The sequence below is a fragment of the Streptomyces sp. NPDC048392 genome (genome assembly GCF_043200575.1).
Lineage (GTDB): Bacteria > Actinomycetota > Actinomycetes > Streptomycetales > Streptomycetaceae > Streptomyces.
Genome location: NZ_JBICYB010000001.1, coordinates 258,403 through 274,826 on the forward strand (window position 1 = coordinate 258,403; position 16,424 = coordinate 274,826).

Here is a 16,424-nt window from a genome sequence, read left to right on the forward strand (position 1 = left end):
GCTGGTCAAGAGGGAGGGGAGAGTATGTGTACTCAGATTGACGCGACCACTTGGAACGGTGGTACGGCAGCGGCACAGCCCGAGTACCTGCGCATCGCCGCTGAGCTGCGGCAGCGCATCGCCTCCGGCCAGCTCGCCCCCTGCGACCAGCTGCCGACCCTGCCCGCCCTGTGTGCGTCATATGGCGTATCCGAGACCACCATCCGCAACGCGCTCCGGCTCCTCGCCACCGAGGGGCTGATCGAGACCCGGGCCCGCGCCGGCACTCGCGTCCGGCCGCGGCCTCCGATCCACCGCATGGCCGCCGACCGCTACCGGTCCACGCCCGGCGCGGAGTCCACACCGTACACACGGGACCAGGGCATCGGCTGGTCCGAGTACCGGCTCGACAAGCGATTCGAGCGGGTCAAGGCCGCCGCCGACCTGGCGGGCCTGTTCGAGTGCGAGGTGGGTGAGCGACTCCTCGCGCGGCACTTCGTGTTCCACGACAACGACCAAGCCACCCAGATGAGCACCTCCTACGTGCGCTGGTCAGACGTTGCCGGGACCCCGGTCGCGGACCCGATCAACGAGCCCTGGCCTGGCGGCACCCGGGCGCAGCTCGGCAGTCTCGGCATGGAGTCACTGCGTTCGGCGGACGGACTCGAACTCGTCCGGTCCGTGGCCGAGCGGATGCTCCAGGAGCTGATCGAGGCCGAGGCGACGTCGAGGATCGGCGCGGAGTGGAACGAGCACACCGAGACACGCACCGCGCTGCGCGACGGGCACCGCGACAAGACGCTGACTACGCAGGCCGGTGACCTGGACCTGGCCATACCCAAGCTGCGCTCGGGCAGCTTCTTCCCGAGCCTGCTGGAGCGTCGCCGCCGTATCGACCAGGCCCTGTTCGCCGTCATCATGGAGGCGCACGTCCACGGGGTGTCCCCCCGCTCGGTCGACGACCTGGTCAAGGCACTGGGAGCAGACAGCGGGATCTCCAAGAGCGAGGTCTCACGGATCTGCGCGGACCTGGACACCCAGCTGACCGCGTTCCGCGGCCGGCCCCTGGAGGTCGTCCAGGTCTTCCCCAACGACGACTCGCTGCTGCGGCTGGTCACCGCCGTGCTCTTCGAGATGCACGACGAGTGGATCGCCTTTCCCCGCCGCTACCTGCCCGAAGGAGGGCGTGGTGTGCGGCACGTCCGGCACGTCCGGTTCGTCGTCGCGTTCAGCCCTCGGCCTGGGACGGGGTCGGCTCGCTCTCGCTCATCGGGTTCCTCCTCCTGCCGGGCGGGTCGCGGGCCGGGTACCCCGTCCGGGGGGCCGGCACCACCGGACGACGCGTCCGCCTGCTCAGCGTCCGAGCCGGCTCAAAGCCGTCCGCAGGGCCCTGCGGACCTCCGCCGGCGGGGGCGGTCCGTCGCCCTCGGTACTGGCGGTCACCGCCGCCGCGACCGTGTGCAGCTTCGTGTTGGACAGCTGGGACGCCTCCCGCAGGATGTGCCACGCCTCGTCCGACGTACAGGCGTGCAGCGCCATCAGCACGCCCCGCGCCTGGTCGATGACGGGGCGGGAGGCGATCGCCCGGCGCAGTTGGGTCACCTCCTGCTGGAGGACGTGCAGCCGCTCGGCGGAGGCCCCGGCGGTCCCCGGTGGCTCGGACTCCGACTCCGACTCCGACCGCGGCCGGTGGGCCGTGGTGCGCAGGGGGTCGGTGGTGTCCAGACCGGCCAGCGCGAGCACCCGCAGCGGCTGGCCGTGCCAGTTCGTCGCCGTCACCGGTACCGCCTGCCGGTGGCTGTAGCCGCCGAGCTGGTCCAGGAAACGCAGCCCGGCCGTGTCCATGAACACCACGTGGCGCATGTCCAGGTCGACCCGGTCGACGTCGGCCGGCAGCGCGGCCAGAGCCTCGGCGAGAGTCTCCGCGCACCCCTGGACGAGCTCTCCCCGCGGGACGAGCAAGGCCCGGCCCGCCTCCACCCGGCGCTCGATGGCCAGAGTGGCCGGCTCGCCCGTCAAGCCTGGTGGTGCCGCTCGGGTCATGTCACCGCCCTGTCCGTCTCGTCGGTTCCCGGCAGACGTCCGCGACGTCGTGGGGGCCTCGTCGACCCCGTCACTTCGTGCGCCTGCCCCTCGGAAAACGGACTACACCCGGGTGCGGGGAATGGCCGGCCCAAGGGTGGGTAATGGAGCTGCCCCACCTCCACGGTCCGGTCTCCCACCTCCACGGTCCGGTCTCCCGCCCCGTCCGCTCACAGGGGCGCCCACCACGTGACCGTCGTCCCCCGCCCCTCGCACCCGCCGCCCTCGCTCTCCCCGGCGCCCGCGCCGTCGTCGAAGACCCTCAGGCGCACCCCGTCCCGGCCCTCCGGCGACGTGGCGGGGGTCTCGACGGTGACCTCGACGCGGGAGACGCCCGTGCGGGCGGACGCGTCGGCCAGGGCGTCGCGGAGGGCGGTGAGGAGGCGGTCGGCGACCCGGTCGGGTACGCGGGTGTCGACGGCGCCCCCGAAGTGCGTGGACGGCACGGCACCGAGCCGGGCGGCGGCGGAGGCGGTCTCCCGGAGCACCCGGACGCGCAGTCCGGCCGGCGGGCCGGCCGGGGGCTGCTGCAACGCGAAGATCGCCGTACGGACCTCCTGGACCGTGGACCGCAGTTCGTCCACCGCCCGTACCAGGATGCCGCGCACGTCCTGCGCGCCGGGCCGGCGCTGCGTGGACTCCAGCATCATGCCGGTGGCGAACAGCCGCTGCACCACCAGGTCGTGCAGGTCCCGGGCGATGCGGTCGCGATCCTCGTAGACCGCGAGCCGCTCCCGGCCGCGCCGGGCATCCGCCAGGACGAGGGCGAGCGCCGCCTGCGAGGCGAACTGCGTCGCGAGCAGCCGTTCCACGTCCGTGTACGGGCGCGCGCCGCGACGCCGGGGCAGGGCGAGGGTGCCGATCAGACGGCCGCTCGCCCGCAGGGGCAGCATCATGCTCGGCCCGAACCGGTGCCGTACGTGTGTGGTCATGCGCGGGTCGGTCGCCGAGTCGGCGATGAACACCGGCTCGCCGCCCAGAAGCTGCTCCAGGACGGGGCTGCCCGGCGCGATGGTGGCGCCGACGATGCCGTCCGGGTCGTCGGGCGTCGAGGCGGTCACGATCTCCATGCCGCCCTCGGCGGTCGGGTGGAGGATGACGCCCGCGCAGGCGCCGGCGAGCAGCCGGGCCCGTTCGGCGACCGTGGTCAGCGCGTCCTCGGCGCCCTCCTCGGTGAGCAGTGCGGTGGTGACGGCCGCCGTGCCCTCGATCCAGCGCTCCCGCTGCCGGGCCGTCTCGTACAGCCGGGCGTTGCCGATCGAGATACCGGCCTGCGTGGCCAGGACCCGCAGCAGCTGCTCGTCCTCGACGGTGAACGGGCCCGCACCGGGCCGCCCGGCCAGCCGCAGCTCGCCGAACTCCTCGTCGCGCACGTGGATCGGCACCCGCAGCAGGGGCGCCGTCTCCGGTACGGGGTGCGGGCCCGGGGTGCGGACCTCGGCGAGGCCGCCGCCCTCGGCGGGGTGCGCGACGACCAGGGCCGCGCGCCCGGCGCCGGTCAGTTCGGCGGCGCCGTCCACGAGGTGCTGCAGGACGCTGCGCAGATCGAGGGCGGTGCCGACCCCCAGCACGGCTTCGAGGAGACGCGTCAGCCGGGGCGCGGGCTGCGCGGTCATCGGTCCGGCTTCCCCGGCTTTCCCGGCGGCGGATCAGTCGGACGAGGCCGGGTGCAGCGCCAGCGGCGCCACCCGGCCCTCCAGCATGCTGCCGAGTCCCTGGACCGCGCACACGTCGGGCCGCTCCGCGATGTGCACCGGCATGCCCGTGGCCTGACGCAGCATCTGGTCGAAGCCCGGCAGCAGCGCGCTCCCGCCGACCATCATGATCCCGCGGTCTGCGAGGTCCGCGACCAGGTCGGGCGGGCAGTCCCGCAGCACCTTGCCGATGCCGTCGAGTACGGCCGTCAGCGGCGTCTGGATGGCGTTGCGCACCGTGGCGGTGTCGACCCGCACACTGCGCGCCAGTCCGGTCGCCACGTCCCGTCCGTGGATCTCGGTGGACGCGGGCCCCTGCGGGGTCAGCCCGTTGCCCGACAGGGCGAGCTGCAGCGGGCGTACGGACTGGCTGGGCAGCACCAGCTCGTGCTGATGGCGCAGGAGCTGCACGATCGCGTGGTCCACGGCCTCGCCGCCGACCGGGACGCGCACGGCGGTGACGATCGAGCCGAGGGAGAGGACCGCGACCTGCGTGGCGTGCGCACCGCACACCATGATCATGGTCGCCTCGGGCTGCTCCACGGGCAGTCCGCAGCCGACCGCCGCCGCGATCAGCGTGTCGACGAGTTCCACCCGGCGCGCGCCGAGCCCGACCAGCGTCTCGATCGCCGCCCGCTGCGCCAGCGGATCGGCGTCGTGCGGTGTACAGGCGGCGGCGCGCAGGCGGGGCTTGCGGCGCAGGGCGCGGCGGACCCGGTCGCCGAGCAGGTGCCGCAGCATGCGCTGGGCCATCTCGATGTCGACGACCGTGCCACCGGATACGGGCCGCACCACGCGGATGTAGCTGGGGGTGCGGCCGGTCATCTTCTCCGCGAACTCGCCGACCGCGATGAGCGCGCCGGTGCGGGTGTTGACCGCCGCGGCGGACGGCTGGTCGACGACGAGCCCGGCACCCTTCACATACACGCGGGTCCGTGCCGCACCGAGGTCGACGGCGAAGTGGCAGCGGCGCAGCGCCTCCAGACTGGCGGTACTGGCGGTACTGGCGGTCATGGCGATTCCTCCCGAGAGCGCGGACCGTGCGGGGCCGCCCGGTGGCCGGCCTCTTAGGGACCGATCGTGCGCGGCGGCGGTGGCGGGCGCCCGCTGGAGAGGGCCGGGCGGGGGGCCGCTGAACGGGGGGCCGGTCGACGTCCCCTTGCGTATGCCGGCGTGGTGGTCCGTACGCCGGCGTGGTGGTCCGTACGCCGGGCGTCGTGGTCCGTACGCCGGCGTGCCGGCTCAGGGGCTGTCCGCCGCCCCGGCGCCCACCGTCCCGCCGACCAGGCGGTACCAGCCGGTGTCGTCGGCCAGCGGCCGGAAGAGGTCCGGGGGGAAGGCGGGCCCGTCCTGGCCCTCCTCGCAGACCTCGTCGTAGTACAGGGAGTCGGACAGGGCGACGACCGCCTGCGCCGGTGAGGCGTCCAGGGCGGCGCCGACCGACTCGGCGTCGGCGCGGCCCAGTGACTGCTCCCCGGCCCCGCCCAGCCTGAACTCCACCTGCCAGAACTCCACCCGCAGCCGCAGGCCGGCCAGACGTGCCAGCCGCCCGGGCAGCCCCTCGACGGTCGCCCTGAGGAGCGGGGCGGCCTCCGTCCGTGGTGCCAGCAGCACGAGCAGGCCACCCCGGTCGTCGAGGAGTTCGTGGGCGGCGCCGTCCATCCCGCTGTCGGCCAGCAGATCCGTGACCACGCGGTGCAGGGCCGCGCGGGCGTCATGATCCGCCGGGCCGTCGGCGAGGGCGTACCGGGCACAGTTGCGGAAGTCGGTGTCGAAGTCCGTGCCGAAGCCGGTGCCGAAGTCGTCCCCCGCCTCCTCTTCTCCCCCGACCGCCCTTTCCCCGGCCCCCTCCTCCCCGACCACCCTTTCCTCGACCGTCTCCTCCCCGTCCGCCGGGATCTGCGATCCGTCCTGATCCGCGTCCTGATCCGCGTCCTGGTCCGCGTCCTCGGCCGGGTGGTCTCCTCCCGCACCGGGCCCGACGAGTACGCCGTCCCGCTCCTCCTCCGCGCGTGCCTCCGGCTCGCCCGGCAGGGACGTCCACAGGTCGTCCTCGGTGGGGAAGGGGCCCTCCGGCAACTCGTCCGGAGCGGCCACGACGGTTTCCGGGCCGTCCCGGTCCCGGGGCCGCTGCCCGTACTCCGGCCACGGCGCGTCGTCCTCCGGCCCGGCGTGCTCCTCACGCAGTTCCCGGCCCAGCGCGGTCAGGGCCGGACTGCGTCCTCCGGACAGCTCGTACTCCTCGTACACCTCCAGGGCCTCCTCGCCCCGGCCCTGGCGGCGCAGCGCGATCAGGTACAGGCGGCGGAAGTCCTCCCGGTGCGGGTGGGCACGCAGCAGGCCGGCCAGGTCGGCGGAGGCCCGGTCGTACTCGCCGAGGGCCAGGTCGAGTTCGGCGCGCTTGGTGTGCAGCGCGAGCCGGAGTCGCAGCAGGCGGGTGCGGGCGGTGCGGGCGGCGGGGCCGGGCACGTCCGCGAGGGGCTCGGCGTCGCCCCACAGCGACAGCGCCTCGGTGACCAGGCCGTGGGCCTCGGCGAGCGCGCCGTCCAGCCGGGCCGCGTCGGAGCGCCGTACCAGCTCGTCGCAGCGCACCAGGTCCAGCTCGTCCGCGCTGGTGTGCAGGGCGAAGCCGTGGGCGGGTCTCGCCAGGACGCCCGGGCCCAGAATCCGCGCGAGCCGACTCGCCAGCCGGGTCGTCTCGTCCCGCGGGTCGCGCGGCTCGTTGCCCGGGTCCCACAGCCCCCACCGCAGCTCCTCGTGCGTCACCGTGCGGCCGTGCTTGAGGAGCAGCATCGCGAGGAGCGCGCGCACGTCCGGCGGCAGGCTGGGGGAGCCGTCCGGCAGGGTGACGCGCAGTGGCCCGAGCGCCTGGTAGCGGCGCCGCGTGTATGTCGCGGCGGCCTGGGCCGGCAACCGCGGGTCCGTGAGGAGCCGCAGGCCCTGGGCCTGTGCCGCGGGTGAGGCGGACATCATCAGGTCGAAGGCGTGCGCGTAGTGGATGCGCATGGCGCCGAGCGACCGGTCGAGGCGGCGGGAGTCGATCGGGACGGTCAGGTGCGAGGTTCCCGACGTCAGCAGCAGCAGAACCTCGCACAGGGCCCGCAGGTCCGCGGACCGTCCCGGCGGGCCCGAGGTGCGCCCCGGTTCGAAGAGGCTGAGCCGGACCGTGCCGTCCGGCAGCAGGACCACCCGGGACGTCTCCAGGCCGCCGTGCGTGACGCCCGCCCGGTGCAGGGCGGTGAGCGCCCGCGCCAGCTGCGCCCCCACCGACACCGTCAGCGGCGGCGGCAACCGCCGGTCGTCCGACCGGGTGAGGACGTTGAGCGCTATGCCGTCGAGGTGCTCCATGACGACGTACGGGACGTCGTCCTCGACGCCGGCGTCGAGGACGGTCACCACGTTCGGGTGGGTGACCCGCGTGAGTCGGCGCGCGTCCCGCAGGAAGGTGCGGCGCGAGGCGGGGTCGGGATCCGCGTCGTGCAGCCGGATCGCCACCGTCCGGTTCGTTCCGGTGTCCTCCGCCAGCCACATCCTCCCGGTCGGTGCGAGCCGGCGCGTCGGCCGGTAGCGCGCGCCCAGGGCCGCCGGGAAGGGTGACGGCACCGCCGGCCGCTTCCGCGCGGCCAGCTGCCGGGCGCTCTCCCGGCTGATCGCCGCGAACGACTCGCTCCCGTCGGCCCGCTCGGTGCCCGTGGGGGACGGGATCAGCGCACGGAACTCGCCGGGTGCGCGTCCGGCCCGTTCGTCGATCAGGCCGCCGGTGCGCAGCAGTAGCTCGTGGGTGCGGTTGCGGGCGGTGCGGGGCAGCCCGCGCAGCAGGAGGTCGCGCACGCCGGGGCGGAAGACGTAGGAGCCGGGCGGTCCGGCGACCGTGGTGAGCAGTCCGCCGAGGATGACCTCCGCCAGGTGCTGGGGCCGCGGGTCCGGCTCGACCGCGGCCTGCACCAGCCGCATCACGGGCAGGTCGGGCCGCCCGAGCGCGAGGTGGCCGGCCAGCCGGTAGGCCTGCGGGGACGCGTTGGCGCGAAAGCGCAGGACGAGTTCCTCGGCCGACAGCCGCGCCACGTCGGCACGGTCGTCGGCGTCGGCCGGCAACGGGCGGTGCAGCGCGGCGGCCGCGCCCGGGTACCGGGTGCCGCCCGGGCTCGCGACCAGGGCGGCCCAGTTCGCCAGCCACTCCGGCCCCGGCTCCAGCACGGGGATGTGCACCGCCCGCTCGGGACCGCGGGGCGCGGTGCCGTCGTACGGCGTGAAGTCGAGCGAGGCGCTGGGCGCGGCCCGGTGCGGGGCCGACAGCCGGCCCGGGACCGGCGGCAGGGCGGTGTCCCGCCACAGCTGCTCGGGCAACGGCTGCAGGACGGCCAGGGGCGTGCGGTGCGCCCAGCGGCGCAGTGTGCCGAACCACCGGGTGCCGGCCGGGCCCTCGCGCCACTGCGGCCCCATGCAGTCGCTGACCAGCAGCATGACCGTACGGCCGTCGGCGGGGACCTGGGCTCCGTCGCCGCGGACGGTGCCGTCGGCCTCCGCGCGGTGCAGGGTGACGGTGCGGAAGACGCCCGACTGGGCGAGCGCGGCGTGCAGTTCGCGTACGAGGGGCTGCCAGACGGGCATCGTGGGGCCCGCGTCGTGCACCAGGTGCAGGCGCAGCCACCGCTCCCGTACGGGGCGCAGTACGGGCAGCCACCACTCGGGCCCGGCGCCGAGGCGCGCGATGCGGTCGGCGGTCGCGGCCTCGTCCACCTCCTGGCCCGCGGGAGCGTCGGTACGGCGCTTCAGCGGGCGCAGGGAACGCTGCAGCGCCAGCGTGTGGCGCAGCATCGGCGGTGCGGGGGCGAGCAGGGCGCTGTGCGGCTGTGCCGCCGAGGTGCCCGGGGCGGGGGCCGGGGACGGCAGGCGCAGGGGAGTGCGGGGGGCCTCGGCGGGCACGGGGGGTCCCACCGCCCCCTCGCCCCGGGGCCGGTGACCCTGCCGCGGCCCACGGTGCTCGTGCCGGGCCTGCCGCCGGTTCCTTTCCGCGTCCAGTGCCCGCTGCTGTTCGGGGGCGGCTTCATGAGCGGCCCGTGGTGGCCGCGCGGGCCGCGCCCCGGACGCCGGGCCGTCCGGCGGGTCCTGCGCCGGGGGCTCCATGTGTCCGGCCAGCCAGAGGAGTTCGGCCAGCTCCAGGGGGGTCGGGCGGTCGCCGGAGGCCGCCCGGCCGAGGATGTCGGCCAGGCGGGGCAGGGGTTCCGGTGAGCCGGGGCGGTCGGCGGGCATCAGAAGGCGTCGGCCTGCGGGGACCTGCCCAGGTACGGCATCAGCTGCTCGGCCAGCCCGTCCAGGGAATCGGCGCCCAGGCCGGAGGAACGGGCCAGGTAGATGGCGTTGAGCAACTGGTCCGTGGCCAGTTCACCGCTGCCCACCCGGGACAGGAACCGGTCGATCAGCTGCCGCGCGTATCCGTCCGGCTCGCCCAGGTGGGCGCGGACGATCTCGGCGAGGTGGTCGTCGTCGGGCTGCCGCAGGCGCAGCGAGACACAGCGGCGCAGGAAGGCCGGGGGGAACTCGCGCTCACCGTTGCTGGTGAGGACGACGAAGGGAAAGGCCTTGCAGCGGACCCGGCCGCGCTCCACCGGTACCCGCCGGTCCGTGCCGTCGATCAGTACCTCGGCGTGTCCGTCGGGGGTGTCCCCGGAGGCCCGGACGAGTTCGGGGATCTCGTACTGGCCCTCCTCCAGGACGTGCAGCAGGTCGTTCGGCAGGTCGAGGTCGCCCTTGTCGATCTCGTCGATGAGCAGGGCGCGCGGGCGTGCGTAGGGCAGGAGGGCGGTGCCGAGCGGGCCGAGGCGCAGGTGGTCCTCGACGCCCGTGGCGGCCGCGGGGGTGTCGGGCCGCTGCGTGGTGTGGCGCGCCGCGTACAGGCGGGAGAGCGGGTCGTAGGTGTAGAGGCCGTCGCCGAGCGTGCTGCGGCTGGTGATGTTCCACCTGAGGACCGGGCCGAGCCGCAGTTCACGGGCGACCGCGTAGGCGAGGGACGACTTCCCGGTGCCGGGCGGCCCGGTGACCAGCAGCGGGCGCCGCAGGTACAGGGCCGCGTTGACCAGCTGCACCGTCTGTTCCGTGGCCTGGTAGGTCGCGGCGCGGTGGGCGCGGTCGGGCGAGACGGCCGGGGAGCCGGCGTCCGCGTCGGGCGGGTCGAGCACCGGCCCACCGTCGAAGTCCCGCCAGGGCGGGGGCGGGGGCAGCCGGGCGATGCCGTCGTGGGGGGCCGGTGCGCCGGTGTAGACGGGCCACAGGGGCATGGGTTCTTCTCTCCGGGCGATCGGTGCGGCGTGCGGTCGGGCGGTGGCGGCGGTGGTTCGGTGGCGGGGTTGTTCGGTGGCGGGGGCGGCTCGGTGGGCGGTGGTGATTGGGTGGCGGTGGTCGTCGGGCGGCGGTGGCGGGCGGTTCGGCGGGGTGGTGGGTGGTTCGGTGGTGGTGGTCGTCGGGCGGCGGTGGTGGGGGGTTCGGTGGTGGTGACGTGCGGTTCGGCGGGGTGGCGGGTGGTTCGGTGGTGGTGGTCGTCGGGCGGCGGTGGCGGTGGGCGGCTCGGGGCAGTGGCGGGTGGTTCAGCCGACGGGGGAGTGGAGCAGGGCGGGGGGCTCGGCGAAACAGCGGGGGTCGTCCCACAGGAGCTGGAGGTCCCGCGCCCAGTGCCCGTCCGGGTCGTCGGCCGCGTCCGCCGTCTCGCGCAGCTCCCTGACCAGGCGGGGGAGCTCGGCCGGGGGCACGCCCGCCACGGACAGGGCCAGCTCGTCGAGGAACGCCGTGCCGTAGCAGGGGCCGTCGGTTCCGTCGGGGCCGTCGTGTCCGTTGCCGTGACAGCCGCGGCGCGACCACAGCAGCACGGGGACCGGGACGTTGAGACCGACCTCGAAGTACTCCGGCGCCGCGCTGGGCGGGGTGGCGAAGCCGGCCAGTTCCGCGTCGTCCCGCAGCCGTTTGCGCAGCCCGGCCGGCCGCTCCCGGGTACCGCAGTCGACGCGGTGGAGGGTGGCGCCCGGACTGCCCCCCAGCCGGTCCCACTTCTTCCGCAGCTGGTGGCGGAGCCGTCCGCTGCGGTGCCGGGAGCGGTCGGTCACCACGAGCGGGTACGCGCAGCCCAGCGGCGTGGAGTCGTCCTCCCCGCACTCCCAGTGCGCCACCGGTTCGTTCAGCCACTCGCGCGGGAGCACGAAGGTGAGCAGTTCGTCGGCGCCGGGGTCGAGCTGGGTGAACGCCTCGTCGACGCGTTCCTGCACGAAGGACCGCACCGCGCCACGGGCCAGCCGGCGCGAGCCCACCGGGCGGCGCTGCCCGTTCCGGTAGGCGGACACCTCGACGGTGACCCGGTCGGCGCCCGCCCCGCTGTGGTCGATCTCCACGACGATGGGCGACCAGGTCGCGGCGCGCGGCGGCGGGGCGTGCAGCAGTTCCTCCAGCCGGTCGGCGAACCGGGCCACGGCCGCCGGGTCCGGCACCTCCCACTGCACGTACGCGGCGGCCTCCCGCAGAGAGGCGAAGCCCCCTTCCGGGAGCGGCGGGTCGAACGCGTCCATGGCGGAGACGTACAGCCGGTCCGGCTCGCGGCCCAGGCCGGTCTCCTCGGCCCGGCGCACCAGCGCGTACAACCGCCTGCGGGCGTCCGCCCGGTGGCCGGGGGTGGGCACCAGCTCGCCCAGCTCCGGCCAGTAGCGCGCCATGACCTCGACCGGCAGCATCCTGCCGACCCGTACGTCCCTGGCACCGGCGACGGCGGCGACCATCCCGGCGACCGTGCCGTCGGCCAGCGTCAGCGCCGCGCCGCTGAACCCGGCCGCCAGCGGCTGCCCGTGCCCCGTGAGCGCCTCCAACTGGACCCACTCGTCCGAGATGAGCGGTCCCGGCAGGGCGCGGTAGGAGGCGAGCATGCCCTCGTCGTACCCCTTGGGGAAGCCGTACGCGATCAGTTCGGGGGCAGGAACGGTCCGCTCCGTGCCCGGCCGGGCGAAGACGGCCGGGGTGAGCGGCACCTCCCGGTCCAGGTCCAGTACGGCCAGGTCGCCGAGGTCGGCGGCGCCGTCCCGCCAGCCGCCGTGCACGGCGACCGTGCCGGACAGCTCGCCCACCGCCCGGCGTCCCGGGAAGGTCACCGTCACGGGCGCGCGGTCGGCCCACCTGACGACATGGGCGCAGGTGAGCAACCGCCGGGCGGAGACGAGGAATCCGGCGCCGACCTCCCTGCCGCACTCGACCCGGGCGTGCCACGCGGCACCGCTCATGACAGCGCGGCGGCGTCCGGGGCCCCGGGGCCCGTCGGGGACGGCTCCGGCGACCAGCTCAGCTTCACGACCAGATGGCCCTCCGCCGAGCCCTTCGCGATGACCGCGCCGGCCTCCGCGCTCAGCTTCACCCCGAACTCCAGCTCCACCGAGTCGGGCCTGAGCGTGCCGTCCCGGAAGACCCGCAGCGCGGCCGCGGCCGCCGCCCGCACGCCGTCCAGCGAGTCCTCGAAGGTGCGGGCCGCCCGGGCCGGTCCGTCGCCGCGCGAGACCAGCCGCGCGCCGTCCTCGTCCTCGACGCCCTCGACGACCACCCGTACGCCGTCCTCGGTCCTGAACTCGACCAACCCGTCCATGACGCCGCTCGCTCCCCGTGTGCCGTACGTGTCCGTGCGCATCACCATTGTGACGGACGGTACTTGGCCGTGTCCCGCCTTCCCCCGCCGGTCCGTCGAGCCACTGGCGGAAAGCCGCCGGGGCGACTAACCGCCGCGTCCACCCAACTCCCTTGCCACACAGACCCCCTGAGACTGCTCACAGCACGCGTCACAGCACTCTACGACGACACGAAGAGAGACGTGGATGAGCACAGGACCAGTCAGACGCCGGGCGGCCCTCCTGTCGGCGGGGCTCGTGATCGCGCTGCTGCCGGCCGGGACGGCGGCGGCGCAGGAGCCGCCCCCGGGCCCGGCGCACCCCCGGGCCGCCGCCGCACGCACGGCCACCGCGGCCGGCGCGGACCGCACCGTCACCCTCGTCACCGGCGACCGGGTGACCGTCACCGCCCTCGGCGGCGGCCGCGAGACCGTCACCGTCGAGCGGCCCGAGGGTGCCGCGGGTGCCGTGCACACCCGCAGCCGGGGCGGCCGGACCACCGTCGTACCGGACGAGGCCCTGCCGTACCTGCGCGAGGGCAGCCTCGACGAACGGCTCTTCGACGTCGGCGAGTTGCTGGCGCAGGGGCTTGCCGACAGCGAGACCGGCGAGCTGCCGCTGATCGTGACCTACGACCAGGGCGTACGTGCCGCCACCCCGAGGGGGACCGAGCGGACGCGGGCGCTGCCCAGCGTGCGCGGGGCCGCCGTCGAGGCGGGTAAGGGGCGTGCCTTCTGGCGGGAATTCACCCGCGGCGGCGCCGGCGTCGCGGGGGTGTGGCTCGACGGCCGGGTCAGCGCCGCCATGGCCGAGTCCAACGCGCAGATCGGCACCCCGGAGGCCTGGCAGGCCGGGCTGACCGGCAAGGGCGTCACCGTGGCCGTGCTGGACAGCGGCGTCGACGCGGGCCACCCCGACCTCGCGGGGCGGATCGCCCGGAGCCGGAGCTTCGTACCCGGGGAGGAGGTCGCCGACCGGTACGGTCACGGCACGCACGTCACCTCCACCGTCGGCGGCAGCGGCGCGGCCTCCGACGGCAGGGAGAAGGGCGTCGCCCCCGGCGCCACCCTCGCGGTCGGCAAGGTCCTCGACGACGAGGGCTACGGCAGCGAGTCCGCGATCATCGCCGGCATGGAGTGGGCGGCCCGGGACGTGGCTGCCGACATCGTCTCCATGAGCCTCGGCTCGACCGAACCCAGCGACGGCACCGACCCGATGGCCGAGGCCGTCAACACCCTCTCCCGCGAGACCGGCGCCCTGTTCGTCGTCGCGGCCGGCAACACCGGCGCGCCGTCCTCCATCGGCTCGCCCGGCGCGGCCGACGCCGCCCTCACCGTGGGGGCCGTCGACTCCGCCGACCAGGCCGCCTGGTTCACCAGCGCCGGGCCCCGTCACGGCGACAACGCGCTCAAGCCCGACCTGTCGGCCCCGGGCGTCGGCATCCTCGCGGCCCGCTCCCGGCTCGCGGCGGGCAGCGGCGACTACACCGGCATGGACGGTACGTCGATGGCGACGCCGCACATCGCGGGGGTGGCCGCCCTGCTCGCCGAGGAGCACCCCGACTGGACCGGCGCGCGGCTCAAGGACGCGCTGATGTCCACGTCGGAGGAACTGGACGCCTCCGCCTACCAGCTGGGCGCGGGCCGGGTCAGCGTGCCGGACGCCGTCGGCGCCGACGTCACCGCCACCGGCAGCGCCGACCTCGGCTTCCACTCCTGGCCCCAGGAAGCCGGCAAGCCGGTCACCAGGACCCTCGCCTACGCCAACTCCTCCGACACGCCGGTCGGGTTGAGGCTGTCCGTGCGGGGCGCCCCCGGGGGCGTCGCCACGCTCGCCGACACCGCCCTCACCGTGCCCGCCCACGGAACCGCGTCCACCACCGTCACCGGGGACGGTTCCAAGGCGCCCGCCGGCAGCACCAGCGGGCGGATCGTGGCGGCCGACGCGAGCGGAACGCCCCTCGCGCACACCGCGTTCGGGCTGGTGAAGGAGGACGAGCGGTACACGCTCACCGTGCACGTCAAGGACCGGGCCGGTGCTCCCGCCCCGGCCGATCTGACCGTCCAGCACCTCGCCGAGGGCGTCGACCCCGTCCCCGCGCACGTCGGTGACTCCGGCACCCTGAAACTGCGGCTCGCGCGGGGGACGTACAGCCTGACGTCCTTCCTCGACGTGCGCGGCGGCCGGGGCGCCGACTCGCTCGGGCTCGGCTTCATGGCCGCCCCGGAGGTCGTCCTCGACCGGGACCGCGCGATCACCCTGGACGGCCGTGAGCTGCGCGAGATCCGTGCCGACGTCGGCCGGCACACCGAGACCCGGCAGCTCCTCATGGAGTACGACCGCGACGCGAACGGTTCCGACCTGTTCGGCGCCGTCCAGGTGCCCCCGACGTACGACAGCGTCTTCGCCGCGCCCACCGGGAAGGTCACCGAGGGCGACTTCGAGTACCGGACCGTGTGGCGGCTCGGCAAGCCGCTGCTGGAGGTGAAGGGGATCGGCGAGGCCGTCGTGCAGTCCGGCGGCACTCTGACCGAGGGCCGCAGCCGGCTGCCGCTGGTCGATGTCGGGGACGTCGGGGACGGCCCCTTCCCGGACGGCGTACGGGGCAGGGCGGTCCTCGCCGTGCTCACCGAGGGCACCGAACCGGCGGCGCTCGCCCGGGCCGCGCAGGACGCGGGCGTCGAGGCGCTGTTCGTGACCGACGACGCGCCCGGACGGCTGACGTCCTGGTGGGGCACCGACGACAACGCCGACCGGCCGCTCCAGATCGCCACGGTCGACACGGCCGACGCCCGCCGGCTGAGCGCGGCCGGCCGGGTCGACATGACCGGCACCCGGAACACGCCCTACGTGTACGACCTCTCCGAGGGGCACCGGGGCGCCGTGCCCGACCGGGACCTCACCTTCGAGCCCGGGCACGGCGACCTCGCGGTGCTGCGGACCAGGTACCACGGCGGCGAACCCGCGAGCGGCGGCGAGTTCCGGTACTCGATCACCGGCACCTTCCCGATCGGCCTCGGCTTCCGGGAGCGGATCGACTACCCCGCCGAACGCACCGAGTACGTGTCCACCGGGCCCGGCCAGCTGTGGCACGAGACCGTGACGAGCGCCGGTGACGCGCTGGAGGAACGCGGCGGACTGGTCCGGTACCGGGGCGGCTCGCGCGCGGAGCTGAACTGGTTCAAGCCCCTGTGGCACCCCTACCTCGGCACCGGGCTCGGCTGGGGACAGCAGCGTTCCGGGAACCGGCTGCGGTTCAACGCACCCGGCTGGGGCGACTCCGGCCCCGATCACACCGGCTTCGGTGACGTGTGGAGCGAGGGCGGCGGGATGTCGCAGACCACGTCGGTGTACCTGGACGGCGAACCGGCCGGCCGGGGACCGGGTTCCACCGCCTACGTGTGGGACGCGCCGGCCGACGCGCACACGTACCGGCTCGTCACCGACACCGCGCTCGACGCCGCGCGTTGGCCGCTCGCGACGAGGGGCCACGCGGAGTGGACCTTCCGTTCGGCCGCCACTTCGGAGGACCGGTGGACGTTCCTGCCCCTGATCAACCTCTCCTTCGACGTGGACACCGGCCTCGCGGGCGAGGTGCGCGGCGGAGGGCGGCTACGGGTCGGTTTCGGCGCCGCGTACGTGGCGGGCGCCCCGGACACCGGCACGATCGGCGGCGGGAAGCTGGAGGTGTCGTACGACGACGGCAGGACCTGGCGGCAGGTCCGGCTGCGCGGCGGTGCCGGGGAGGCGTCCTGGCACGGGACGCTGGACGTGCCGCGCGACGCCGGGCACGTCTCGCTGCGGGCTTCGGCGAGCGACGGCCGGGGTGGCTCGGTCACCCAGGAGATCGTGCGGGCGGTGGCCGTGCGGTAGCCCACGCGGCCGTGCGGTGGACGCCTCCGGGCGTCGGCACGCGGACGGCGCCGCCTCCCTGGGACGGGGAGGCGGCGCCGCCGGGGTTCTCGGACCGTCAGACCAGCAGGCCGACGAAGTGGACGAGGCCGGCGAGGACGTCGGTGAGAAGGTTCATGATCGTGCA

Annotated in this window: 8 protein-coding genes and 2 pseudogenes; 3 read left to right on the forward strand and 7 right to left on the reverse strand. The window is 75.3% G+C overall.

Going from position 1 to position 16,424, the window contains the following annotated elements; translation table 11 throughout:
- Positions 1 to 24 precede the first annotated feature (24 nt).
- Both ACGFYH_RS01050 and ACGFYH_RS01055 read left to right on the forward strand, forming a co-directional pair.
- Positions 25 to 213 (forward strand): annotated as a pseudogene (locus tag ACGFYH_RS01050) (GntR family transcriptional regulator); the annotation flags it as partial.
- Between the two features lie 402 nt (positions 214 to 615).
- A pseudogene (locus ACGFYH_RS01055) lies at positions 616 to 1,047 on the forward strand (transposase); the annotation flags it as partial.
- A gap of 285 nt (positions 1,048 to 1,332) precedes the next feature.
- On the opposite strand, the gene ACGFYH_RS01060 reads toward ACGFYH_RS01055, so the two are convergent.
- The 7 genes from ACGFYH_RS01060 to ACGFYH_RS01090 all read right to left on the reverse strand — a co-directional run bounded on the left by ACGFYH_RS01060 (position 1,333) and on the right by ACGFYH_RS01090 (position 12,366).
- The gene (locus tag ACGFYH_RS01060) at positions 1,333 to 2,022 is read right to left on the reverse strand and encodes an ANTAR domain-containing protein (protein WP_393801504.1); all 690 of its coding nucleotides are present in this window, start codon (positions 2,020 to 2,022) and stop codon (positions 1,333 to 1,335) included.
- A gap of 209 nt (positions 2,023 to 2,231) precedes the next feature.
- Positions 2,232 to 3,677, reverse strand: a complete 1,446-nt coding sequence (locus ACGFYH_RS01065; protein WP_393801004.1) for a GAF domain-containing sensor histidine kinase — start codon at positions 3,675 to 3,677, stop codon at positions 2,232 to 2,234.
- 33 nt (positions 3,678 to 3,710) lie between these two features.
- The gene (locus ACGFYH_RS01070; RefSeq protein ID WP_393801005.1) at positions 3,711 to 4,769 is read right to left on the reverse strand and encodes a rod shape-determining protein; all 1,059 of its coding nucleotides are present in this window, start codon (positions 4,767 to 4,769) and stop codon (positions 3,711 to 3,713) included.
- A gap of 228 nt (positions 4,770 to 4,997) precedes the next feature.
- Positions 4,998 to 9,008, reverse strand: coding sequence for an SAV_2336 N-terminal domain-related protein (locus ACGFYH_RS01075; RefSeq protein WP_393801006.1), 4,011 nt, complete (start codon positions 9,006 to 9,008; stop codon positions 4,998 to 5,000).
- Positions 9,008 to 10,033, reverse strand: coding sequence for an AAA family ATPase (locus tag ACGFYH_RS01080; protein ID WP_393801007.1), 1,026 nt, complete (start codon positions 10,031 to 10,033; stop codon positions 9,008 to 9,010). The genes ACGFYH_RS01075 and ACGFYH_RS01080 overlap by 1 nt, the downstream gene beginning before the upstream one ends.
- A 306-nt stretch (positions 10,034 to 10,339) precedes the next feature.
- Positions 10,340 to 12,010, reverse strand: a complete 1,671-nt coding sequence (locus ACGFYH_RS01085) for a trypsin-like peptidase domain-containing protein (protein WP_393801008.1) — start codon at positions 12,008 to 12,010, stop codon at positions 10,340 to 10,342.
- Complete coding sequence (locus ACGFYH_RS01090) at positions 12,007 to 12,366, reverse strand: CU044_2847 family protein (RefSeq protein ID WP_393801505.1); 360 nt, start codon at positions 12,364 to 12,366, stop codon at positions 12,007 to 12,009. Before ACGFYH_RS01090 ends, ACGFYH_RS01085 begins: the two co-directional genes overlap by 4 nt.
- A gap of 226 nt (positions 12,367 to 12,592) precedes the next feature.
- Here ACGFYH_RS01090 and ACGFYH_RS01095 point away from each other — a divergent pair, with 226 nt between their 5' ends.
- Positions 12,593 to 16,258 carry a S8 family serine peptidase gene (locus tag ACGFYH_RS01095; protein WP_393801009.1) on the forward strand — a complete coding sequence of 1,222 codons (3,666 nt, stop codon included), beginning with the start codon at positions 12,593 to 12,595 and terminating at the stop codon, positions 16,256 to 16,258.
- Positions 16,259 to 16,424 lie beyond the last annotated feature (166 nt).